We start from the raw sequence: 21,098 nt of genomic DNA, 5'->3' as shown, positions 1-21,098 counted from the left end.
GGTATCGGGTTCCCACATTCATCCGCACATGTGCGGATGAATGTGGGAGGTGTTCGGATAAAGTCGATAATCAAGGCCTTCAAGGCGGACCTCGACGACTTCGTGGTCCATTGGAACACGAGGAGGCGCCAGGTTAAACTGAAGGGACTGACCCCGGAGGAGTTCCGGAGACAGTCCCTTGCGGCGTAGTTCTTATTTAAGCCGTCCAGGTTTTGGGGTGCAGTTCATTCCATCGGGCGCGTTTTCTATTCGGGCCAAATAAATTGTGTGCGACCGGCCTCGCCGCCATCGATCAGCAGACTCTGCCCGGTCATAAACCGGTTGGTCACGCCCACAAAGTAGATCCACTCGGCGATCTCTTGGGCGGTGGCCCAGCGCCTAAGCGGCGTGAGCTCCATAATCTGGTTCCACAGGTGCTCGTCTTCCATCACGCAACGGTTGAGCGGCGTGATAACGCCGCCCGGGTCCACACTGTTGGCGATGGCCTGCGGCGCCAGACGGTTTGCAAGGTTCTTGGTGTAGGCGATAACGCCGCCCTTGCTGGCGGCATAGGCGGGAAACTCCGATCCCGTATGCCCACTCGCCGACCCCACATTGACCACGGATTTGATAGTCGGCGCCGGCTTGGCGGCAAGCCCCTCCCCCACAAAGGCATAGCGCTCGGTCACGTTGATGGTGCCACACAGGTTGGCGGCGATGTCGTCGGCCGAATCCTGCGTACCGGCAACGTTCACGATTACCTGGGGTTCAAGGTCGTCTGGAAACGCGTCCGGCTTGCGGACATCAACGATCAGATGGCGGTAGCGCTCGTGTTCGATCGTCGATGGCAAAAGATCAAAGCCCACAACCTCGTGGCCCTCATCCAAAAAGCGCTGCACGCACGCGGCTCCGATACCGCCCGAAGCGCCCGTGATCAAAACCCGCATACTTGCTCCTTAGGCGGTTGCGTGGCGCTCGAGGTACTCGGAACCCACATTCTCGCGCTCCCAGCCGCGCACGACCTTATAGCCCACGGGGCTCAGGAAGACCTCGCACAGCAGCTCGGCGATGGCACCCGTCAGCGAGCACATAAGGACCTGCACCCAGGTCCAACCAAAGAACGTGTGGCTCACCACAATGGCAAAGACCAGGTTGTCGATAAACTGGCCAACACCCGTGGACACATAGGAACGGAAGGCAAAGCTCGCAAAGTTATTCTTCTTGAGCATACGGCCGAGCGACTGGTTGAGCGTGGAGTTAACCACGGCAGAGACGAGCATGGCCAGCGAAGAGCCCAGCACCACGTACCAGGTGCCGCCGATGGTGGCGTTAAGGGCGGTGTTGACCTCGATCATGCCCGTGTCGTAGTAGGCGCCCCACATGCCGGGCGTGAGCGAGCATGCCCAAAAGCACAGGCTCACGGCGAGGTTGACTGCCAGCGCGAGGATGGAGATTTTGATGGATGCCTTGGCGCCAAAGCGCTTGCAGATCATGTCCTGGCACAAAAACGAAACCCAGCTCACCACAAAGCCGCAATCGAGTGCCAGATACGGCAGGCTGATAAGCTCTTTGTTGGCCAGCAGGTTCATCATGATGACGCTCACGAAAAACAGCGAAACCGTTGCCGCGGGAATGCTCCGCAACAGGACCTTGTAGTCCTCCATGACCTTCTTGATCATTATGTACTCCTTTGGTTTTAGGTTTTACGAGCAGGATATCGGACCCGAACTGCTCGGACGCCCCGGTCTTGAGACGACGGTGGGTATGATAGCCGCTCACACGGCATCAGGCAAGCAAGCGGCGCGGCAGCCCCACAGGGCCACCGCGCCGATGCGTTAAAAGGCTACGTTGCCAAACTCCGACAGGATAAGGTCGGGGTTGTGGTCGGTTGCCCAATCCACGTTCCACGGGCTCGTGAACAGCAGCAGCTTACCACCGCGCATATCCTCGACGCGCAACGTGTCGCGCGTGAGCGAAAGGGCCGGGATATCGATGGTGTCGGGGTCGTTCTGGATCCAGCGGATGTCCGTATAGGGCAGCGGCTGGCGACGAACCTCAACACGGTACTCGGCCTTGAGGCGGCGCTCGAGCACCTCAAACTGCAGCACGCCGACCACACCCACGATGACGCTCTCCATGCCGGCACCCAGCTCGCGGAAGATCTGGATGGCGCCCTCCTGGGCAAGCTCCTCCATACCCTTGACGAACTGCTTGCGCTTGAGCGTGTCGACCTGCGTAATGCGAGCGAACATCTCGGGGGCAAACGTCGGGATTTGCGGATACTGCACGTGGCGCTTGCCGGAGCACACGGTGTCACCGATGCTAAAGATACCCGGGTCGAACAGGCCTACGATATCGCCCGCGTACGCCTCGTCAACAATCGCGCGGTCATCGGCCATCATCGACGTACCGGTGGCAAGCTTGAGCTTGCGGTTGCCCTGCACGTGGAAGGCATCCATGCCGCGCTCGAACTTGCCCGAGCAAATGCGCACAAAGGCGATGCGGTCGCGGTGATTCTTGTCCATGTTGGCCTGGATCTTAAACACGAAGCCGCTAAAGTCGTCGCGGCAGGGATCGACCGGTTCGCTGGTGAGCGTATCGGTATAGGCGCGCGGCGTCGGGGCCAGACGCAGGAACTCCTTGAGGAAGGGCTCCACGCCAAAGTTGGTAAGCGCCGAGCCAAAGAACGCCGGGCTCAGCTTGCCGCAGGCCACGGCATCCAAGTCGAGCTCGTCGCCGGCGCCATCGAGCAGCTCGATGTCGTCCATCAGGTTCTTATGGTTCTCCTCGCCGATGAGCTCATCCATGGAAGGATCGCCCAACTCGGCCTCGACCTCGGCGACCTTCTTGGTGGCGTTGGCGTGGCCGTCGCCCTCAAAGGCAATGACGCGACGGGTCTGACGGTCGAACACGCCGCGGAAGTTGCGGCCGCTGCCGATCGGCCAGTTCATGGGATACGTATTGATGCCCAGAACGTTCTCGATCTCTTCCATGAGCTCAAACGGATCGCGAGCCTCGTGGTCGAGCTTGTTCACAAAGGTGAAGATGGGAATGTGGCGCAGTGTACAGACCTTAAAGAGCTTTTTGGTCTGGGCCTCGACGCCCTTGGCACCGTCGATGACCATGACAGCGGCGTCGGCGGCCATAAGGGTACGGTAGGTATCCTCCGAGAAGTCCTGGTGACCGGGTGTATCGAGGATGTTGACGCAGGCGCCGTTGTAGGTGAACTGCAGCACCGAGGAGGTAACGGAGATACCACGCTCCTTCTCGATGTCCATCCAGTCCGAGACGGCATGCTTGGCCGAGCTCTTGCCCTTGACCGAGCCGGCGGTCTGAATGCTGCCGGTATAGAGCAGCAGCTTCTCGGTAAGCGTGGTCTTACCGGCGTCCGGGTGGCTGATGATCGCGAATGTGCGGCGCGACGAGATTTCATCCGACAGGCTTGCCATGCGGATCCTTTCTTGCATTGAGTGCATTACGTCGTTGTAACCGCACTATTGTAGCCGCGAAATCCCGCTCTAGGGTGCCTATCAGGACAAATTCATCAGTTGGGGCCTAGGGTAGCAGTCGATGGCGGCACTCCGCAGCAGTTTGTCTCGATCTGTAACATCTAGACGGTTTTTGAACCTCTACCTGTTACAGTTTTAGACAAACAGGTGGGCGTCCCAGAAAGATCTCGATCTGTAACATCTAGCCACTCAAAACGGGTCCATCTGTTACAGATTGAGATATAAGGATAGACGGGTGGCCAATGTCTCGATCCATAACATCTAGCAGCCAAAAACTTCTCCAGTTGTTACAGATTGAGACAACCAAATGGGGTCCGCCAGCAAAATCTCAATCTGTAACAGGTAGCCGTCCAAACCGGTTCCAGATGTTACAGATTGAGATGAATGAACGAGCGGACAATCCCTATTTACCTCTTGCATAACTGTGCATAGTGTATATATACTGTGCTTACCGGTTATATACACGTGTAGCCCATCAGCTAAGGAGCCGCTGTGGACATTATCCTATCCAATTCGAGCGACAAGCCCATCTACGAGCAAATAGCCTCGCAAGTCAAAGCTCAGATTCTATCGGGCACGCTCGCTGCGGGAGCCAAACTCCCCAGCATCCGTGCACTCGCGAGCGATCTTGGCGTGAGCGTCATCACCACCAAGCGCGCCTACGCCGACCTGGAGCAGCTCGGGTTTATCTGCACCGTGCAGGGCAAGGGCTGTTTTGTCGCCGACGGCAACCAAGAGCTCTTGCGTGAAAACCAGCTCTGCCATATCGAAGAGCTGCTCGCGAAAGCGGCAAGCCAAGCCGAGGCCCTGGGCGTCACGCGCGACAAGCTGCACGAGATGCTCGACTTGGTAGCCCCCGAAACCATGCAGTAGCCATCTGCAAGAAAGGCTATACCATGCAAAACCTTTTAGAACTCAAAGGCATCTCACGCCATGTGAGTGACCGTTTTTCGCTGCGCGACGTCACGCTTGCCGTGGAGCCTGGCCAGATCGTCGGCTTTGTGGGTGCCAACGGTGCCGGCAAGACGACGACGATTCGAGCCGCGCTTGGGCTTATCAAACTCGATGCCGGCGAGGTACACCTGTTTGGGCAGCACTGTGGCGCCGACGCACCCGGTGAGGCGCAGCGCTGCCTGCGTTCCCACATCGGTCTTGTCCTGGACACGTGTCCCTTCCCCTCCACGCTCAAGGTGGGCCAGATCGAGTCGCTCGTAGGCCCGGCGTACCCCACGTGGGACCGCGAAACGTTCGCCCGATTCATCAACCGATTTGGCCTCGATCCCAAGACAAAGGTCAAGGACCTCTCCCGCGGCATGGGCATGAAACTGCAGCTTGCCTGCGCACTCAGCCATAAGGCCAAGCTGCTCGTTTTGGACGAAGCCACCGCGGGCCTCGATCCCATGGCACGCGAGGAGCTGCTTGATGAGCTGCTCGCCTTTGTTTCCGACGGCCTGCACAGCGTGCTGCTCTCGAGCCACATTACGTCCGACCTCGATCGCGCTGCCGACCGCGTCATCTGCATCGATAACGGCTCGATTGTGTTTGACCTGCCGCGCGAGGACATTACCGACCGAGCCGGCATCGCCCACTGCACCCAAGCACAGGCCGCCGAGCTTATGGCTTGCGTCGAAGGTGTCCGCGCCGCCCGCCATGCCTACAGCGTGGACGTACTCGTACCCAACCGTCGCGAAACACTCGAGGCCTTCCCCGAGATTCCCAGCGATCGGGCAACCATTGATGACTATCTGCGCCTCATGCTGAAAGGGGCTTCGAAATGAAACGCGCCTTTATGTCCGAACTCGCCATCGTTCGCACGCTCATCCCGAGCATCGCGGGCGTCGGCCTGTTTGTATTCGTCGTGCTGTCCCTCGCCAACACGTCGGTCGGCGACTCTGGCACAAGTGCCGGCGCCTGCGCGCTCAGTGCCATGTCGCCCATCATGGTCATGAGCTCGCTGGCCGGCTTCGACAATCAAAATGGCTGGGAGCGCTATCGGGCAACGCTGCCCTTCTCGCGCAAAGACATTATTTGTGCACGCTACCTGAGCGTTATTGTCTTCTCCGCCGTCATGGCATGTGCAGCTACGCTTTTGCGTATCGTCGCCATCCCGCTCTTCAACAGCGCGGGCATTCCTTCGACGGGACAGACGGTCTTTGAAATCGCAATCGCCTCGGCAGCATCGATGCTCATCTCCCTCATGATGGTGTTTTTGGCGCAGCCGCTGTTCTTTCGCCTTGGACACATGGAGGCGCTGCGCCTATCCGTTGGCCTGTTTGCCCTGCTCGGGTGCCTTGCCATGGCCACGCTGAGCTCCTCCAACCCCATTAGCAACTGGCTTATGTCGATTGCCGGAGCGAATCCCGATCCTTCCGTTCTTGGCTGCCTGTGCGCAGGAATTGCCGTACTGGCCCTCGTGCTATGTGCAATCAGCTGCACCATCAGCATCAAGGTCTATCGAGCACGCGATCTGTAATCGACGGCTAAAGGACTTGGGCGGCACCCCACCTCATTTACTAGATAAGACGAAGCAGTAACAACGTCGCTACACCCTTCACGGCATGCCGTTTAGATCTTGGAAACCAAAGAGAAGTCGACAGCATATCGACAATTCGAGCCTTAACCAAATGGCTCCCCGGAACATGACCCCCGTCTCGCCGCGGCCATATCAAACCTTCATGGTGGGGCGGTATCCTCATGTCCATAAAACTCGCAGGATAAACCCATTATCCAAGGAGGCATTTCACCCGTGTCGTGGGTCGTCGCAGCATTTGCGTCAGCATTCTTTGCCGGCATCACATCCATCTTGGCCAAATGCGGCATCAAGCAGACCGACTCCGATGTCGCGACGGCCATTCGCACCTGCGTGGTGCTCGTTTTCGCCTGGGCAATGGCGGGCATTTCTGGATCCATTGGAACCATTGGCAGCATCGAACCCAGATCCTGGCTCTTTCTCGTCCTCTCGGGACTCGCTACCGGTGCTTCGTGGATCTGTTACTTTAAGGCGTTGGGCATCGGAGACGTCAATAAGGTCGTACCGGTCGACAAGATGAGCACCGTACTCGCTGCACTGATCGCCATCGTGCTTTTTGGCGAGACGAGCAACCTTGCGGTTAAGCTCGTGGGAACCGCTGTCATCACCCTCGGCACATTTTTAATGATCGAGAAGAAGCAGTCCGCCGGACCCGAGCAGCAGCAAGACCGGACCTGGCTCGCTTACGCCCTCGGTGCCGCCGCGTTTGCGGCGCTCACGTCCATCCTTGCCAAGGTTGGCATCGAAGGCGTCGAGTCCAACCTGGCCACGGCAATCCGTACCTGTGTGGTACTGGTTATGGCATGGGCAATCGTGGCAGCTAAAGGCAAGATGGGCCAAGCCGTGCACGCAGGCCGCTGCGAACTCGTATTTCTCGCAACATCGGGCATCGCGACCGGAGCATCGTGGCTGCTCTATTACTATGCCATCGCTGCAGGCCAGGTGAGTGTCGTGGTGCAGATCGACAAACTATCGATTGTCGTATCGGTACTATTTGCGCGCCTGGCATTCAACGAAAAACTCTCACGACGCAGCGCCATCGGTCTCGCCCTCATCGTCCTGGGCACCGCCGCGCTCGCAGTTTGGAAGTAGCGCGGCCAGCGGCCGCTACATCCTCACACCTGGCTTGGGATGCCTGTACTGACCGTGGGATGCCGTGCGCTTACCGTGCGAGATGGCAAATTTGGGACAACAGTGCAGGCAACGAAGGCAGGCTGCGCACTCCGGCTTTGTCCAGACGGGAAGGCCGTCTCGCATCTCAATCGCCGCCATGGGGCAGCGCTTGGCACACAGGCCGCAGCCGATGCAGCGATCGGCATCGACAGCAAACTTGCTCGTCTGTTGCATGCGCGGCAGCCCAATTGCGTGATACGCGCACGATGCAAACAGAGGCACGCGATGGCGCATCATGTTGCCCGTGCGGCGCGCCCGCACCGCCTCGATCACGGCATCAATCTGCGCCTCGGCAGCCCTATTGATACCCTCAACCTTTTGAGGGTCAGACAGGTCGAAAACAGGCGTCCAGGTATCGGGCATCTTGACGCTCATCGCCGCATCTAACTCAAGCCCACGCTCGTGTAGCAGATCGCGGGCGAACTTGGCCGATTGCCCGGTCGTCGAACCATATGTCGAGACATAGAACGTATAGGGGCGCTCGCCGCCCTTTGTGCCGGCAGCAACCGATAGGTCGACAGTCTTCAAAAACTCGATCATTGGCGTCGGCAAGCCCCAGGCGTATACCGGGGCGACAAACCCCAGCCGACAGGGACCTTCCATCACAGCAAGGTGAAGGATCTCGGCATCAAAGCGCTCAATCGACATAACTTTGTCGCTTGTCGCCGCTGCAATGCGACGCGCCACATGCTCGCTGTTCCCTGTCGCGCTAAAGTACAGGATCATCTCGTACCCCTGGAATTGACTCGTGAAAAACCGCGCTACTTGCGCAGCGGCTTGGGCAGTGGAATGCCGGCGGCGATGACGGCCGCGATGATCATGCAGACGATACCCTTGAGTGGGAAGCACATGAGCAGCAGGCCCACGACCATGACCGGCTGACGCATGACCGCACCCATCGTCGATGCCGTGCAGACGGCGACGCAAAAGACCGGATCGGCGCCGGTGAGGATAGCAAGGCCATAGCCCAGGCTTACGCCCGAGAAGATAACCGGGAAGAAGTGGCCGCCGCGCCAACCAAGGTTGATGAGGGCGGGCGTCAGCATGGCCTTAACGAGACCGGTCGCGATAAGCACGCCGGCGGGAATGGTCAGATAGGTTTCCATGAGCACGTCGGCCTGCGTCTCGCCGGCAAACATGGTGTAGGGCAGGACCGTGCCGCAGATGGCGAGCGCCAGACCGGCCAGCATGGCTTTGACGACAGGGCGCGCCCCTATTGCATGAGCAAGCGCTTCGCTCGCGTGCTCAGAGACAAAGTACAGCCAGCCGCAGATTGTTCCGATCAGCGACAGAGGGATGAGCCAGGTAAGCTCCAGGTTGCCCACCACGGCAGCCTCGAACCTCGGCATACCCATGCCGCCGCCCATGAGCTGGCCGAGCAGCAGGTAGGTGCCCAGGCCGCCAGCAATCGCGATGCCGTAAACCACGGTCTTTTGCGCCTTGGGGAGCTTGATGGTGATCTCGTCGGATGCGGAGTCCTCAGCATCATTGGCACCCTGGCCGTCGGCGCTACCGGCGAGCGGAGCCACAAAGCCAAAGACGGGTGCGGTAAAGAGCGCCGTCAGGGCAGCCTGGGTACCCAGCAGCGTGAGTTCCCTAAACTCGGCTCCAAAGCGACGCATGCGATCGCCGACCCAGCTGCACAGTCCCGCAATGACGCCGGTCAGTCCAGCTTCCGGTCCAATGCTGCCGCCAAACAGCAGCGGCAACAGCGCGGCAAGCGACAGCTTGCCCAGATTTTCGTAGGGGTAGCACCCATCCTGTTTGACCTTGGTCATGACCTGGTTAAGGTCATCGGTCTTGGTGCCCGTCATCTTTTCGTACAGGCCAATCAGCAGACCGCCCAGCATGCAGACGAAAAACGGGTACGGCAAAAAGCCAAACGGGCCGTTCGCGAGCTCGGGCGAAGCGACGCCCAGCGCGTGCGGAATCTCGGTCCATAGATAGTCGATACCGTGCTCCATCGCAAAAAAGAACAGCCAGACCGCGGCACCTGCGAACGCACCGGTCACGGCAACGCTAACTAAAAACAGCGCGCGGTTTGTGGGTTTGGCAAGGTTATCCATCGGGTCCTCCCGCGGTCAAAGTCGACATAGATGCGTTTTATTGTAGAGCGAGCGTTGCCCGAACGAGCCAACCATCCACGCCGCGAACGGCACCATTGGGAGCCATAGTGGGGCAGGCTCAAGACTTATCCGTTGATAATCGAAGCAATCTCGCTCAAATCGTCGGCAAAGTAGATGCCCTGCTGGCGCCGTGGGCTCGATAGCCCTTTATCAATCATGTGCCCGAGCAGTGCCTTGAGGTCGTTGTAGTAACCGTCCAGGTTATACAGGATGCACGGAGCACTCAGGTGCCCCAACGACACCGCGGACATAACCTCGGCAATCTCCTCGAGCGTGCCCGTCCCGCCGGGAAAGGCAATGAAGGCATCGCCAAGCTCGATCATCTTGGCTTTACGCTCGGCCATATCGCTCGTCACGATGAGGTCGTCGATACCGTCATGTTGAAACTCGGCCTCGATAAAAAAGCTCGGCTCAACACCCGTCACGTGTCCACCTGCCTCGAGTACGCTATCGGCGAGCGCGCCCATCAGTCCCGACTTGGACCCGCCGTATACCAGCGCGTGTCCGTTGGCGCCAATCCAGCTGCCTAGTTCCTGTACCGCGGGCAGAAATGCCGGGTCATTGCCGGCACTGGCGCCCAGATACACGGTGATATTCATTTCAGTCCCCCTTGTTGTGGCGCACGACGTTCGTTTTAGCGCTGGCGTCGACGATACTCGCGCACGCGGCGCGACAGGTCGGCGAGCTCGTCACGATCGAGCTCTTCCAAATGCTCCAGATCGTCCATAAAGCGCGCCATGGTGTCCTTTTGGCGCAGCTTGATGAGCGTATTGCAGTAGTTCACCGCCACACCCGTGAGCATGGCGATGTAGAAGATGCTGATAACGCTCAGGACAACGGTAATGGCGCGGGCAACCGGCGTTTCGGCCGGGATATCGCCAAAGCCGATGGTCGAGACCGTCTCAAAGCTAAACCAAAGTCCATCGCCAAAGGTGAGGGTCGTAGGCTCGGACAGCCAGACGGCCGTCGAGCACAGCAGGTAAAAGATAAGAAACAAGCCCGTGATGCGCGCAAAGCCAGCCTGTCGCAGCACATCGGCAAGCGTCCTCAACTTGTTCATCGCGATCCCTTTTCCCAGACGCCCCAATCAGTTCGCTCGGTATTGTCCCACAACCGGCAGTTAGGGACGTTCCTTTTGTGCCGGCAGAAAGGGACTATCCCCAACTGCCGGGCGAGACCGTTTAGCGGTGCTGCTGCCGACTGGGCAGGCGGAGCTGGTATTCTTATGCGGTAATGTCTCGATTCGTTAGGATTGCATGTGAGAGCTGCCACTGTCCTTCGTTCAGTTATATGTCGCGCTCTGGCCGTTGCGCTTACCGCGCTCGCCGTACTGAGCGCCGTCGCGCCCGCCCCCGCCTTTGCCGCCGACTCCGATCAGCAAGTCAAAACAGTCCGCGTCGGCTGGCTCGTCAACAACGAGGGCTTCCAGGACGGCACTCCCGGCGAGCGTCTCTCGGGATGGGGCTACGAGTACCTCCAGACCCTGTCGTACTACACGCCCGGCTGGCGGTACGAATACGTCACCGGCACCTTCACCGAGCTTATGGACATGCTCGAGGCGGGCGAGATCGACCTCATGCCCAACATCTCCTACTCCGAGGAACGCGCCCAAAAGTTGCTCTTTTCCTCGAACCCCGAGGGCACCGAACGCTACTACATCTACGCCAGGCCCGATCGCGACGATCTGGCCAAGGGTGACCCCCAAGCGCTCCAGGGCCTTACCATCGGCTACAACCCCGGCGTTATGCAAACCTTCGTTGGCCAGCAGTGGCTCACCAACGAAGGAATCGCCTGCACATACAGGGAGTATGACGGAGACTCCGTTCTCTTTGACGCGCTCGCAAACAACGAGGTCGATGCCGTTATCATGAATGACACGATCTCGTCGCCCAGTGCCTCCCCCATGTTCTACATTGGTTCGAGCGACTACTACTTTGCCGTTCCCAAAAGCCGCCCCGACCTGATGAACGACATCAATGCTGCCATGACGGCAATCGCCCGCGTCAACCCACGCTATAACGACGAAGTCAAATCTAGCTACTCGACCCAAAACAGCGGTTCATCATCGCTCAACGGCCCCGAATGTTCCTGGCTCAAAGCAAATGACAACACCATCACGCTCGGCTACATTACGGGCAAACTCCCCTACTGTAACGAAGACGAAGACGGCGAAATGGAAGGTTCGCTCGCATCGCTTGCGACGACGCTGCACGATAAATTTGGCATTACGGTCAAAACCGTCGCCTTTGATAGCTACAAGATGATGTCAAAGGCCCTGTCAAAGGGAAGCATAGACGTTGCGCTGCCGGTATACCGAGATTACTGGTTTGCCGAGCAAACAGGCGTTGTGCAGTCGGTATCGTTGGGGACCATGTCCCTCACCGCCATCCACACCGGCAGCGACCTGAACAAAGACCTTCAGAGCATCGCCTGTACCAAATCATCGTTTATCAACAAAAATGCACTTGAAAGTCTGTTCCCCACGGCGACCGTAACCGAATACCAATCCGACGATGAAGCGTTCGACGCCCTCAGGAAGGGAACGGTGCACTGCATCGTCGCTCCCAGTTCACGCGTAAAAACCATCGGCGACCGTTATGATCTCGAGGACTGCGAGACGGTCGAGCTCCCTGACACCTGTGAGCTCTCGTGCTGGATTTCTCGTGGCAAGCCCGAACTGCTGGGAATCATTAATAAGGGCATCATCAATGCCGGCGAATCGCTCTCCGCCAGCAGCTACTCCTCAACGTCGTACACGGCACAGGAATCGGACACGTTCCAGTTTCTCTACCGCAACCGCGCCGCCATTGTGACTGTTATCATCTGCATTTTGCTCACCAGCATCGTCATCCTTGCCTGGTCGCTTCAACGTGCGCAGAAAGAACAGCGGAAAGCCGACGCCGCCAACGCCGCTAAGACGGCATTCCTCACGCGCATGAGCCACGACATCCGTACGCCGCTCAACGGCATCCTGGGCCTTATCGAGATCGAGGAATTGAAGGAAGGCGATATCCAGGTCGCCCGCGAGAGCCGTGCCAAGGCGCGCGTTGCCGCCAATCACCTGCTCTCACTGATCAACGATATCCTCGAGATGGGCAAAATCGAAGACCGCAAGCTAACACTGGAACATGTGCCTTTTAACCTCAAAGAGCTCTGTGACGATACGCTGGTGCTGTGCAAGCTCCGCGCATCCGATAACTGCATCACCATGCAGGACAATAGTCTGCCGTACGCCACGGGACCATACATGATCGGCAGTCCCACCCATATCCGACAAATCATGATCAACCTGTTAGACAATAGCATTAAGTACAACAAACGCGGCGGCTCCGTCACCTTTAGCTCAAAGACCAAGCCACTCGATAACGGGCGCGCGCTCTTTTGCTTTAGCGTTTCGGATACCGGCATTGGCATGGCTCCCGAGTTTTTAAAGCATATCTATGAGCCGTTTGCCCAAGAAGGTGACGATGCGCGCAGCAAGTTCCAAGGAACCGGCATGGGTATGCCAATCGTCAAGTCGCTTATTGAACTGATGGGCGGTACGATTGAGATTTCGAGTGAGGTTGGCGTGGGGAGTACGTTCAACGTCCAGATTCCGCTCGATATCGACAAGAACCCCCAGGCGCGGGCGAATACGGTCGAGAGAGCGCTCGACTGCTCGCTCGCCAACATGAACGTGCTGCTCGCCGAAGACAACGAATTGAATGCCGAGATTGCCCAGGCGCTGCTAGAATCCGAAGGCGTCGTGGTCACCCGCGCCGCCAACGGCAACGAAGCCGTCGATCTGTACCTGTCGCATCCCGCCGGCAGCTTCGATGCGATCCTGATGGACATTATGATGCCGGGCATGGACGGCTACGAGGCAACCCGCGCGATTCGTCTGAGCGAGAAGGTCGATGCAGCCGATATCCCCATCATCGCGCTCACCGCCAACGCCTTTGCCGAAGACGCCCAGGCGGCACACGCTGCCGGCATGAACGCTCATCTGTCCAAACCGATCGACTTTAACAAGCTCAAAAACATACTCGCCCGCATCAAGAAAAACGGATCCGTTTCGCTATAGTTTTTGCAGCAACCACGCACGACCAGAAAGGAAGCCAACGATGTTTAGGCCCTTACGTCGAAAGAAACGCGCCATCACCGACGAGGAAGCGCGCAAACTGCTCGCCACCTGCAAGCGCGGCGTCTTTGCCGTCAACGGCGACGATGGCTACCCGTACGCCATTCCCGTCAACTACTTCTTTGACGCCGAGCACGACAAGATTTATTTCCATGGCGCCAAGGCTGGCCACAAGGTCGACGCACTTAAGCGCGATGACAAGGTCTGCTTTACCGTTTACGGCAACGAGTGGCACCAGGACGGCGACTGGGCTCCGTACGTTATGAGTACCGTGGTCTTTGGCCGCTGTCGCCTGGCAAATGACACTCCCGCGTTTATCGAGGATAAAGTCCGCCAGCTCGCGCTTAAGTACTACCCTTCTGCCGAGGAAGTCGAAGAGGAAATCGCCAAGGACATTAAGGGCGTCCAACTCTACGAGATTACGATTGAGCATCTCTGCGGCAAGCAGATTCAAGAAAAGTAAGCCCCTCATCAGGCCTCATCAATAGCAATATGGCTCGGTTCCAACCCACCTTGGAACCGAGCCATATGCTTATGAAGCGTCGGCGGCTATGTGTGCAAGCGCCTCAACGAGCTCCTGCGAGCTCACAGGCTTGCTCAGGTGCGCGTTCATGCCCGCCTCGCGCGAAAGCCTACGGTCGTCGGCAAAGGCGTTGGCGCTCACGGCGATAATCGGCGTGAGCGCGGCATCCTCGCGATCGAGCGCTCGAATCCGACGCGTGGCCTCAAGGCCATCGATACCGGGCATCATGATGTCCATCAACACCACGTCGTACTCGTGCGGCGCGCTCGCGGCAAACATCTCGACGGCAGACTCACCATCCTTAGCATGCGTCACGACGGCGCCGGCGCGGGCGAGCGTAAACTGTGCAATCTCGGCATTCAGGTCGTTATCCTCTACGAGCAAAACGCGCAAGCCCTGGAGCGCATCGCCGTCACCCGCGTCCACGCGCACAGCCTGAGGAATCTCGGAGCGCTTGCACTTCTCAAACGGCAGACGGATGGTAAACGTCGTCCCCTGCCCCAAGATACTCGTAAAGCTCATGGTTCCGCCCATAAGCTCGACCAACTGTTTGGCAATAGGCGCACCCAGGCCAGCTCCCGATGAAGCGCCTTCCACCTGTTGCTCCTCGCGACAAAACGGCTCGTAGAGGTGCTGTTGAAACTCCTCGCTCATGCCAATACCGTTGTCGGCGATCGTGTATTCATAGACGGGGGCGCCATCCACTGGCTCCACCTCGCGGCATGTCAGGCGAACATAGCCGCCCCGGCGGTTGTACTTGACGGCATTACCGGCAATATTGAGCAACAAGCGCTTGAGGTGCGTCACGCTCACCCGCGCATAGGGATGATTAAGCGTCTGCTGGTCACAGATAATTGTCACCAGACGCTCCTCGGCCTGGCGCTCCAGAATATCGCGCACCTCGTGGTTGAGGGTCACCAAGTTTGTGGGAACAAGTTCCAGTTCGATCCGCCCGCTCTCCAGACGACTCATATCCAGGGCCTCGTTGGCAAGATCGAGCAGCAGTCCCGATGCCATCCAGATCTTTGAGCGGCACTCGGTCTGCTTTTGCAGATCATCCGCATTGGCATCGCCGACCTCAACCATACCGCGAATGCCGTTGATGGGCGTGCGCAGATCGTGGCTCATGCGACGCAAAAAATCCGTCTTTGCCGAGTTGGCAGACGAGGCCTCACGTGCCGCCTTTGCTAGCCTGTCGCCATAGTCGCGCTCCTGCTGCAGCAAGTCCGTCAAACGTCGACGATCAGCGCGGCGACGCGCCATCACAACAACGGCTATAACACCGCTGTAGAGCACCAGCACGCCGGCAGCAACAGCGGCGACGACCTCAAAGTAGCGCCGCGCCGAGGCATAGGTGTACACGTAGAATTTTTGCGCTTTGCCGTATGTGCCCAAATACCACTCGCCGTTGACGTTGACCAGTCGGACTTTGCCGGGCAGGCATCGATCCTTAATTTCGTCGACAATGATGGCGTCCGTCGCAGGCAGGTCGAACACGCCCAAGATGGTGGGTTCAACGGCGTTGGTCGCAACGACCTTGCCATCGTTTTCGATCACGATATTGCCGCTATCGATGGTCTCATAGCCTTCGAGCAGACTCTGCAGTTTGAGCGTATTGCTTGCAACCGCCTTCGCGCTCTGATGCCTTACCGCGATAACGATACCCTCGCCATCTTGCCGGGTCACACAGCCAATGTCTGCAACCGAATCATCCGCAAGCGTAATACGAGTGGTATAGGACTTAAGCGGATGGGTTGCCACCTCCAGCACGGGCGCTTCTTTGAGATATGCAGCAAGCGACTCGTAACCCACGTTATCCGTCGAGGACTCGGACACCAGGTTGCCCGATGCGTCCGTCACGATCAGCGCGCTCACGTTGAACTGGTCGGCATATTGCTCCAGCATGGCGTTATCCACCGAACCGTCGCGCTCCATATCGCGCGCTGCCGCTCCGGCAATCTCCATAACGCGTATCAGGTTTTTGGTCGTATAGGCGCTATTGAATGCATCGTAGGAAAGGCTCTGCGTCGCCACGTAATCGACAACGTCGGCAAAGCGCTGCTCGGCTTGGGCCGTCATGTAACCGTAGCTCATCATGCCGGCAGCAACCGAGAGCACTATCCCCAGCAGAGCGACAAGGAGCCATGCCCCTGCCGAACGATTGCCCCGCTCCTCTACGGCGTGGTCAGGCGCATCGATCATGACAGGCCCTCCATATTCAAAAATGGCGAAGGGTCATCAAAGTACTTTGACACTAGGCGTTCCATGGTGCCATCGGCAAGCATTTCTTGGTAGGCATGAGTGAGCTTGACGTCGATGCCGCGCGTATCGTTGATATCGAAAGCGGTGCCCAAACCAACCTCTAGCAGCGGCTCATCCAAAATGCGATATGTCACACCATAGTCTTTTTCGTAGGTGAGGAACGAGGACTCATGCGCGGCGATAGCGTCGACCAGGCCCTCGACGAGCGCCGGGTTCAGATATGAACCGTCCGAAAAGCTGTAGAGCTCCTTGATCTGCGGAACGTTTTCATTTGTGCGGTTGAGCAAAATGCCCTCGGGCTTGGTGGTGGACTGAACCGCCACGATCTTATCCTCAAGATCGGCAAGCGTGTAGATATCGCTCTGGGGATCGACCGCGACCACCTGGCGGCTCGCAAGGTACGGGCCGGCCCAACGATATTCGTTTTCGCGACCCGTCATACTAAAGCTGCCCATGACACAATCGAGTTCGCCGCTCGCCAGCAGCTCTTTCTTCTTTTCCCAATCGATCATCTGGTATTTTGGCTTGTAACCAATGCGGGCCAAAGCCTCGGTTAATATCTCGACGTCCAGGCCAACGATATCGCCGTACTCGTCGGTATACACAAACGGTGGATAGAGGTCACTGCCGACGTTGAGCGTCTTAAGGTCGTCGTCTTTGGCCTGCGAGGCGTCCGGGGCTTTTGATGCTGGCGTCGAGGCTTCGTCATTGTGCCCGGAACAGCCGGCCATCGCTATGACAAAGGCGCTCGCCACCGCAAGCGCGACAAACAACGAAATGGCAGCCGAGCGACGGGGTCTTTTCATCGAACTCCAGACGATCCTGTTTACAGACTGAAATGGTTAAAGATAATAGCAAACAAAACCACACGAGTACCCAATGGTTACAGACGTTTTACCATGCGGGGCCTTCCGGCCGACTTGGCAGAAGACCCCGCATGCAGCGCACGCTTACCGTGCATTAAAAACGTAGCGGTCCAGGCGGTCGCACGCTTCCCTTACGCGCGAAAGCGGCAGTGCCAGATTCACGCGAATGTGGCAGGGCCCGTGGAACGGGCGGCCGTCCTGATATCCCACGCCTACGCGCGCCCCCTCGTCGAGCAGCCACTGAATATCGCGGCCATGCTCGCGGCACCACTCGGTGCAGTCCAGAAACACCATGTACGTGCCCTGCGGACGCGAATAGGACACGCCCTCAAAATGCTCGTCCACGTAATTGCAGAAGTACTCGATATTGCCGGCAAGCACCTGGTTGAGCTCGTCCACCCACTCGTAGCCCTGCGGCTGGTAGGCACCGATAAGCGCATGCATAGAGAGGACGTTCATCTCGTTGTAGTGGGTCTTGTCGGACACGGCGCACACGCGGTCGCGCAGCGTCTCGTTATAGATGATGTGGTAGCTGCCGACCAGGCCCGCCAGGTTGAACGTCTTGCTGGGCGCATAGAGGGCAACCGTGCGCATGCGGGCATCCTCGCTCACCGACTGCGTCGGGATATGCTTGTGACCCGGCAGGATGATATCGGACCAAATCTCGTCCGAGATCACCACGCAATCGTGCTGGCGATAGATGTCCATGGCGCGCTCTATCTCGTCGCGCTCCCATACGCGCCCGCAGGGATTGTGCGGCGAGCAGAACACCGCGGCATGGATGTGGTTTTGGGCGAGTTTGCGCTCCATGTCCTCAAAGTCCATGCGCCACACGCCCTGGTCGTCGAGCTTAAGCGGGCTGTGGACAATACGATAGCCCGCGGCCTCGATGGACTTGGTAAAGCCGATGTAGGTAGGGCTGTGGACCAGCACCGCATCGCCTGGCTGGACATACGCGCGTAGCGTCGACACGACACCGCCCAGCACGCCGTTTTCGTAGCCGATATGCTCCGGCGCCAAGTCCTCAACGCCGTTGCGACGGCTCTGCCATTCGATGATGCGGTCGAAGTACTCGGGACGCGGATTGAAGTAGCCAAACATGGGGTGCTGAGCGCGCTTGATGATGTACTCCTGAACCGTGGGCACCGTGGCGAAGTTCATGTCGGCCACCCACATGGAAATGCGGTCGAAGCCCTCGTCGGGTGCGTTCGGAGCCATACCGGGGATCTCGCCCCAAGAGTCAACGGCGATGGCATCCATGCCGTGGCGGTCGATAAGCGAGCTAAAGTCGTATTTCATGCTGAGCTCCCATGCAAAGCGGACTATTTTGGTAGGCGTTATTGTCCACCAGCACGGGCGGTTTTGGCGCGGGGTTTGGCGCTTAATTTGACGGGTGCGGGCGACTGGCTGGTTAGTCTCGCGCGTCGTTGACGGCGACTACGGTTAGCTGGGTTTCATCGACCGTAAACGATATGTCGAGCCCGGCGTAAGCCAAGTGGTAAATGCGGTTTGGCTCGTGCTTGCTGCCTGCGCGGCGTGGGTCTTGGCGAAGGACTTCGACCAAGCCGGGGAGCTTTGCGGGCGGGACCATATCCTGTAGCGCTTGCGGAAACTCAACATCGAGCTCTTGCCACGGAGCATCCTCAATCCAGCCGCCGGTCGCATCCGGGTGACAGTCCGCAAACGGAATGTAGGGTTTGATATCGTAGATGGGCGTGCCGTCGCGCAGATCTGCTCCCAGCACATGGATGATGGGGCCGTCGTCGGTAAGCTCCACGCGGTCGAGCTTAACGCAGGTGAGACCGATGGGATTAGGGCGAAACGGACTGCGCGTGGCAAGCACGCCCACGCGCTCGGCTCCACCCAGGCGCGGCGGACGCACGGTCTTCGACCATTTTGCGTTGGTTCCGGACCTGTCCCGCGTCTTGGCATCGGCGGCTATGTCCTTAGCCGTGCCGCCGGGCGTTCCGTTTTCGAAGCGCCACAGCAGCCATAGGTGAGAGAAGGAGTCCAGACCCTCAACCGCCGCGTTGGAGGCAAATTCCGGCTCAAAGACGATTCGTCCCTGTAGATGAGGCGCCAAAAAGCTGTTGCGCGGAATGCCGAACTTCTGCGGCAGATCGGTATGTATGTGTGCAATAGGTTCCATGCCGGCCATTGTACGGCATGAAGGTGTGGGGCGTTGCGCGCAATTCTTCGCCGCGGTCCCCCGTCGTGCAACCAACGGTTGCTTGGAAGGGCACCTGCTGCCACGTATGCTTAAGCCGCCAACCAGCAGAAAGGAGCCGCTATGGCCTTTGCAGAAAAGCTCATCGCTGTCCGTCGCGCCCATCACCTTACCCAGGAGCAGCTCGCCACCAAGCTCTTCGTCACACGCCAAGCCGTCAGCCGTTGGGAGCGCGGCGAAGTCACCCCGGGTATCGACATGATGAAGCTCATTGCCGCCGTAACCGGAGAGCCGCTGCCCCACCTGCTCGAAATGCCCGAGCATTATTGCCAGAGCTGCGGCATGATACTCACGCCCGACGACTGCGGCACCGACGCCACGGGCGCCACGACCGACCATTACTGCAAGTGGTGCTACGACCACGGCAAGTACACCTACGACACCACCATGGAGGCGATGATTGAGGATTGTGCCCCGCGGCTGGCGCAAAACACCGGCATGTCGCTCGACGAAGCCGTCTCGCTCATGGGCGCCGTCCTGCCGCAACTGGAGCGCTGGCGCACCGTGCAGGAAAACGAGGAGCGCCACGGTGCCGAAGCCCGGGCGCGCTATGGCGATGAGGCTATCGATGCGGCAAACGAAGCGCTGCTGGACATGGACCCCGAGACATGGAACGACATGAAGGAACTTGAACGCGCTATTCTGGGTCAGCTCTCGATTGCCATGGGCGACGGCGATGCAGATGGAAGCGAGGCTCGCAAGCTTGTCGCGATGCATCGTCGTTGGATTGGTCTCAACTGGGGACGCGAACCCCAGGACGAAGCACACCTGGGCCTCGCCCACGGCTATCTTGCCGATCAGCGCTTTATCGACTACTACGACAAGCCCTGCGGCACCGGAGCCACGGCGTTTCTGGTACAGGCCATCGAGTCGTCGTTGACGCGCGCATAGACCGCGGCGGCTTTGGGTATTTCAATCAAAACCTCAACCGATTGGAGACCTATGGCTACTGATCATGAGCTCGAGCTGTACGTTATGACCGGCTGCCCGTATTGCATAAAGGTCAAGCACTTTTTGGCCGATAACGGCGTGACCATTCCCGAGCGCAATATCTCGACCGATTCCGATGCCGAACAGACACTCATCTCCATCGGCGGAAAACGCCAGGTTCCCTGCCTGTTCATCGACGGCAAACCACTCTACGAATCGAGCGACATCATCGCGTGGGTGCAGGAAAACCTGCTCTAGTACGCACGCTCTGTCCGTCCAGGGCCCCAACCCATACGACCCAAACATGTACACCAGCATCCAAAGTCGACATTTTTCGACATCTTTGGATGCTGGCGTACAGCTTTTTGGTAGTCATGGACGCTCTTGGCCGGCTAATTGTTTGAGGAGACCTTTGGATTATGGCTGTTTGACGCCTCTGGAAAGGTTTCCGAGAGGGCTGTGGTCAAAAAAGGGCAAATATGAGTACTGCTACCTGTTTAGTAGCAGCGATTTTGATCACTTCAGGAACTATTCAACGTTCCACTCGTCCGCAGACGACGTTATTTCTCCTCATATGTTCAATAAAAGTAGCTCTTAATGGGAACAAATCTCATCAGGAGCTACAATTTATAGCAAATAAATGCAACCATAATGGCAACAGTACTCATATTTGCCCTTTTTTGACCACGACCCTCCAGAATAGTCGCTGAGAGCGACACTAAATGACAAAATCCGACACTTGAACGTTCTTATATGAGTAGCCATTGAAGGACACCTAACGACTACTCCCATTCGCGACACACTGTGTCGCGAATTAAGCTGGCCCCATTACCGAAGACCAGTGAGAGCTCCT

Annotated in this window: 20 protein-coding genes; 9 read left to right on the top strand and 11 right to left on the bottom strand. The window is 58.2% G+C overall.

Features of this window, described 5'->3' with window-relative positions:
• On the top strand, positions 1 to 189 hold a 189-nt coding region (locus tag AB5767_RS03165; RefSeq protein WP_368131527.1), incomplete at its 5' end, for an IS3 family transposase.
• Positions 190 to 245: 56 nt separating this feature from the next.
• On the opposite strand, the gene AB5767_RS03160 is transcribed toward AB5767_RS03165, so the two are convergent.
• The 3 genes from AB5767_RS03160 to AB5767_RS03150 all read right to left on the bottom strand — a co-directional run bounded on the left by AB5767_RS03160 (position 246) and on the right by AB5767_RS03150 (position 3,428).
• Positions 246 to 926, bottom strand: coding sequence for an SDR family NAD(P)-dependent oxidoreductase (locus AB5767_RS03160; RefSeq protein ID WP_349114749.1), 681 nt, complete (start codon positions 924 to 926; stop codon positions 246 to 248).
• A gap of 9 nt (positions 927 to 935) precedes the next feature.
• Entirely contained in the window at positions 936 to 1,658 is a 723-nt protein-coding gene (locus AB5767_RS03155; RefSeq protein WP_368131526.1) for a VUT family protein, read from the bottom strand.
• Positions 1,659 to 1,814: 156 nt separating this feature from the next.
• Positions 1,815 to 3,428 (bottom strand): peptide chain release factor 3, encoded by a 1,614-nt coding sequence (locus AB5767_RS03150; protein WP_117820856.1) that lies wholly within the window; start codon positions 3,426 to 3,428, stop codon positions 1,815 to 1,817.
• Between the two features lie 552 nt (positions 3,429 to 3,980).
• On the opposite strand from AB5767_RS03150, the gene AB5767_RS03145 reads away from it, so the two are divergent.
• The 4 genes from AB5767_RS03145 (at position 3,981) to AB5767_RS03130 (ending at position 7,110) form a co-directional block, all read left to right on the top strand.
• Entirely contained in the window at positions 3,981 to 4,361 is a 381-nt protein-coding gene (locus tag AB5767_RS03145; RefSeq protein WP_195544227.1) for a GntR family transcriptional regulator, read from the top strand.
• Positions 4,362 to 4,384: 23 nt separating this feature from the next.
• The gene (locus tag AB5767_RS03140) at positions 4,385 to 5,266 is read left to right on the top strand and encodes an ABC transporter ATP-binding protein (RefSeq protein WP_368131524.1); all 882 of its coding nucleotides are present in this window, start codon (positions 4,385 to 4,387) and stop codon (positions 5,264 to 5,266) included.
• On the top strand, positions 5,263 to 5,961 hold the full coding sequence (locus AB5767_RS03135) for an ABC-2 transporter permease (protein WP_368131523.1): 699 nt from the start codon (positions 5,263 to 5,265) through the stop codon (positions 5,959 to 5,961). The genes AB5767_RS03140 and AB5767_RS03135 overlap by 4 nt, the downstream gene beginning before the upstream one ends.
• Positions 5,962 to 6,234: 273 nt before the next feature.
• On the top strand, positions 6,235 to 7,110 hold the full coding sequence (locus tag AB5767_RS03130; RefSeq protein WP_368131522.1) for an EamA family transporter: 876 nt from the start codon (positions 6,235 to 6,237) through the stop codon (positions 7,108 to 7,110).
• A gap of 15 nt (positions 7,111 to 7,125) precedes the next feature.
• On the opposite strand, the gene AB5767_RS03125 is transcribed toward AB5767_RS03130, so the two are convergent.
• From AB5767_RS03125 to AB5767_RS03110, 4 genes are all read right to left on the bottom strand, one after another.
• The gene (locus tag AB5767_RS03125; protein ID WP_118259592.1) at positions 7,126 to 7,917 is read right to left on the bottom strand and encodes an EFR1 family ferrodoxin; all 792 of its coding nucleotides are present in this window, start codon (positions 7,915 to 7,917) and stop codon (positions 7,126 to 7,128) included.
• A 35-nt stretch (positions 7,918 to 7,952) separates the two neighbouring features.
• Positions 7,953 to 9,257, bottom strand: coding sequence for a chloride channel protein (locus tag AB5767_RS03120; RefSeq protein ID WP_368131521.1), 1,305 nt, complete (start codon positions 9,255 to 9,257; stop codon positions 7,953 to 7,955).
• A 125-nt stretch (positions 9,258 to 9,382) separates the two neighbouring features.
• Entirely contained in the window at positions 9,383 to 9,916 is a 534-nt protein-coding gene (locus AB5767_RS03115) for an LOG family protein (RefSeq protein WP_368131520.1), read from the bottom strand.
• A gap of 35 nt (positions 9,917 to 9,951) precedes the next feature.
• Positions 9,952 to 10,377, bottom strand: coding sequence for a potassium channel family protein (locus AB5767_RS03110; protein WP_158550201.1), 426 nt, complete (start codon positions 10,375 to 10,377; stop codon positions 9,952 to 9,954).
• A gap of 198 nt (positions 10,378 to 10,575) precedes the next feature.
• On the opposite strand from AB5767_RS03110, the gene AB5767_RS03105 reads away from it, so the two are divergent.
• Together AB5767_RS03105 and AB5767_RS03100 are read left to right on the top strand one after the other, a co-directional pair.
• Positions 10,576 to 13,380, top strand: coding sequence for an ATP-binding protein (locus AB5767_RS03105; RefSeq protein ID WP_368131519.1), 2,805 nt, complete (start codon positions 10,576 to 10,578; stop codon positions 13,378 to 13,380).
• 40 nt (positions 13,381 to 13,420) lie between these two features.
• Positions 13,421 to 13,900, top strand: a complete 480-nt coding sequence (locus AB5767_RS03100; protein ID WP_138111761.1) for a pyridoxamine 5'-phosphate oxidase family protein — start codon at positions 13,421 to 13,423, stop codon at positions 13,898 to 13,900.
• Between the two features lie 69 nt (positions 13,901 to 13,969).
• Here the strand turns inward: AB5767_RS03100 and AB5767_RS03095 are convergent, their stop codons facing one another.
• The 4 genes from AB5767_RS03095 to tsaA form a co-directional block, all read right to left on the bottom strand.
• A complete protein-coding gene (locus tag AB5767_RS03095; RefSeq protein ID WP_368131518.1) occupies positions 13,970 to 16,162 on the bottom strand; it encodes a hybrid sensor histidine kinase/response regulator in 2,193 nt (730 codons plus the stop codon).
• Positions 16,159 to 17,028, bottom strand: coding sequence for a substrate-binding periplasmic protein (locus AB5767_RS03090; RefSeq protein ID WP_368131517.1), 870 nt, complete (start codon positions 17,026 to 17,028; stop codon positions 16,159 to 16,161). Before AB5767_RS03090 ends, AB5767_RS03095 begins: the two co-directional genes overlap by 4 nt.
• 144 nt (positions 17,029 to 17,172) lie before the next feature.
• Positions 17,173 to 18,387, bottom strand: coding sequence for a MalY/PatB family protein (locus tag AB5767_RS03085; protein WP_368131515.1), 1,215 nt, complete (start codon positions 18,385 to 18,387; stop codon positions 17,173 to 17,175).
• A gap of 112 nt (positions 18,388 to 18,499) precedes the next feature.
• The gene (gene tsaA, locus AB5767_RS03080; RefSeq protein WP_368131514.1) at positions 18,500 to 19,237 is read right to left on the bottom strand and encodes a tRNA (N6-threonylcarbamoyladenosine(37)-N6)-methyltransferase TrmO; all 738 of its coding nucleotides are present in this window, start codon (positions 19,235 to 19,237) and stop codon (positions 18,500 to 18,502) included.
• A 141-nt stretch (positions 19,238 to 19,378) separates the two neighbouring features.
• Between tsaA and AB5767_RS03075 the strand changes: the two genes are divergently transcribed.
• Positions 19,379 to 20,206, top strand: coding sequence for a TipAS antibiotic-recognition domain-containing protein (locus AB5767_RS03075; protein ID WP_195443757.1), 828 nt, complete (start codon positions 19,379 to 19,381; stop codon positions 20,204 to 20,206).
• Positions 20,207 to 20,257: 51 nt separating this feature from the next.
• The gene (locus tag AB5767_RS03070; RefSeq protein WP_368131513.1) at positions 20,258 to 20,503 is read left to right on the top strand and encodes a glutaredoxin family protein; all 246 of its coding nucleotides are present in this window, start codon (positions 20,258 to 20,260) and stop codon (positions 20,501 to 20,503) included.
• Positions 20,504 to 21,098: the final 595 nt, after the last annotated feature.

The sequence above is a fragment of the Collinsella aerofaciens genome (genome assembly GCF_040926265.1).
Taxonomy (GTDB): Bacteria; Actinomycetota; Coriobacteriia; order Coriobacteriales; family Coriobacteriaceae; genus Collinsella; species Collinsella aerofaciens_BB.
The sequence above is the reverse complement of the archived record's forward strand: the minus strand, read 5'-3'. Positions and strand labels throughout refer to the sequence as shown.

What these genes read in the sequence shown, in the direction of transcription:
- AB5767_RS03150 (WP_117820856.1), bottom strand. Translation starts at nt 3,428, where the DNA reads ATGGCAAGCCTGTCGGATGAAATCTCGTCGCGCCGCACATTCGCGATC.
- AB5767_RS03115 (WP_368131520.1), bottom strand. Translation starts at nt 9,916, where the DNA reads ATGAATATCACCGTGTATCTGGGCGCCAGTGCCGGCAATGACCCGGCA.
- AB5767_RS03110 (WP_158550201.1), bottom strand. Translation starts at nt 10,377, where the DNA reads ATGAACAAGTTGAGGACGCTTGCCGATGTGCTGCGACAGGCTGGCTTT.
- AB5767_RS03095 (WP_368131518.1), bottom strand. Translation starts at nt 16,162, where the DNA reads ATGATCGATGCGCCTGACCACGCCGTAGAGGAGCGGGGCAATCGTTCG.
- AB5767_RS03100 (WP_138111761.1), top strand. Translation starts at nt 13,421, where the DNA reads ATGTTTAGGCCCTTACGTCGAAAGAAACGCGCCATCACCGACGAGGAA.
- AB5767_RS03125 (WP_118259592.1), bottom strand. Translation starts at nt 7,917, where the DNA reads ATGATCCTGTACTTTAGCGCGACAGGGAACAGCGAGCATGTGGCGCGT.
- tsaA (WP_368131514.1), bottom strand. Translation starts at nt 19,237, where the DNA reads ATGGAACCTATTGCACACATACATACCGATCTGCCGCAGAAGTTCGGC.
- AB5767_RS03135 (WP_368131523.1), top strand. Translation starts at nt 5,263, where the DNA reads ATGAAACGCGCCTTTATGTCCGAACTCGCCATCGTTCGCACGCTCATC.
- AB5767_RS03155 (WP_368131526.1), bottom strand. Translation starts at nt 1,658, where the DNA reads ATGATCAAGAAGGTCATGGAGGACTACAAGGTCCTGTTGCGGAGCATT.
- AB5767_RS03070 (WP_368131513.1), top strand. Translation starts at nt 20,258, where the DNA reads ATGGCTACTGATCATGAGCTCGAGCTGTACGTTATGACCGGCTGCCCG.
- AB5767_RS03085 (WP_368131515.1), bottom strand. Translation starts at nt 18,387, where the DNA reads ATGAAATACGACTTTAGCTCGCTTATCGACCGCCACGGCATGGATGCC.
- AB5767_RS03140 (WP_368131524.1), top strand. Translation starts at nt 4,385, where the DNA reads ATGCAAAACCTTTTAGAACTCAAAGGCATCTCACGCCATGTGAGTGAC.
- AB5767_RS03160 (WP_349114749.1), bottom strand. Translation starts at nt 926, where the DNA reads ATGCGGGTTTTGATCACGGGCGCTTCGGGCGGTATCGGAGCCGCGTGC.
- AB5767_RS03090 (WP_368131517.1), bottom strand. Translation starts at nt 17,028, where the DNA reads ATGAAAAGACCCCGTCGCTCGGCTGCCATTTCGTTGTTTGTCGCGCTT.
- AB5767_RS03075 (WP_195443757.1), top strand. Translation starts at nt 19,379, where the DNA reads ATGGCCTTTGCAGAAAAGCTCATCGCTGTCCGTCGCGCCCATCACCTT.
- AB5767_RS03120 (WP_368131521.1), bottom strand. Translation starts at nt 9,257, where the DNA reads ATGGATAACCTTGCCAAACCCACAAACCGCGCGCTGTTTTTAGTTAGC.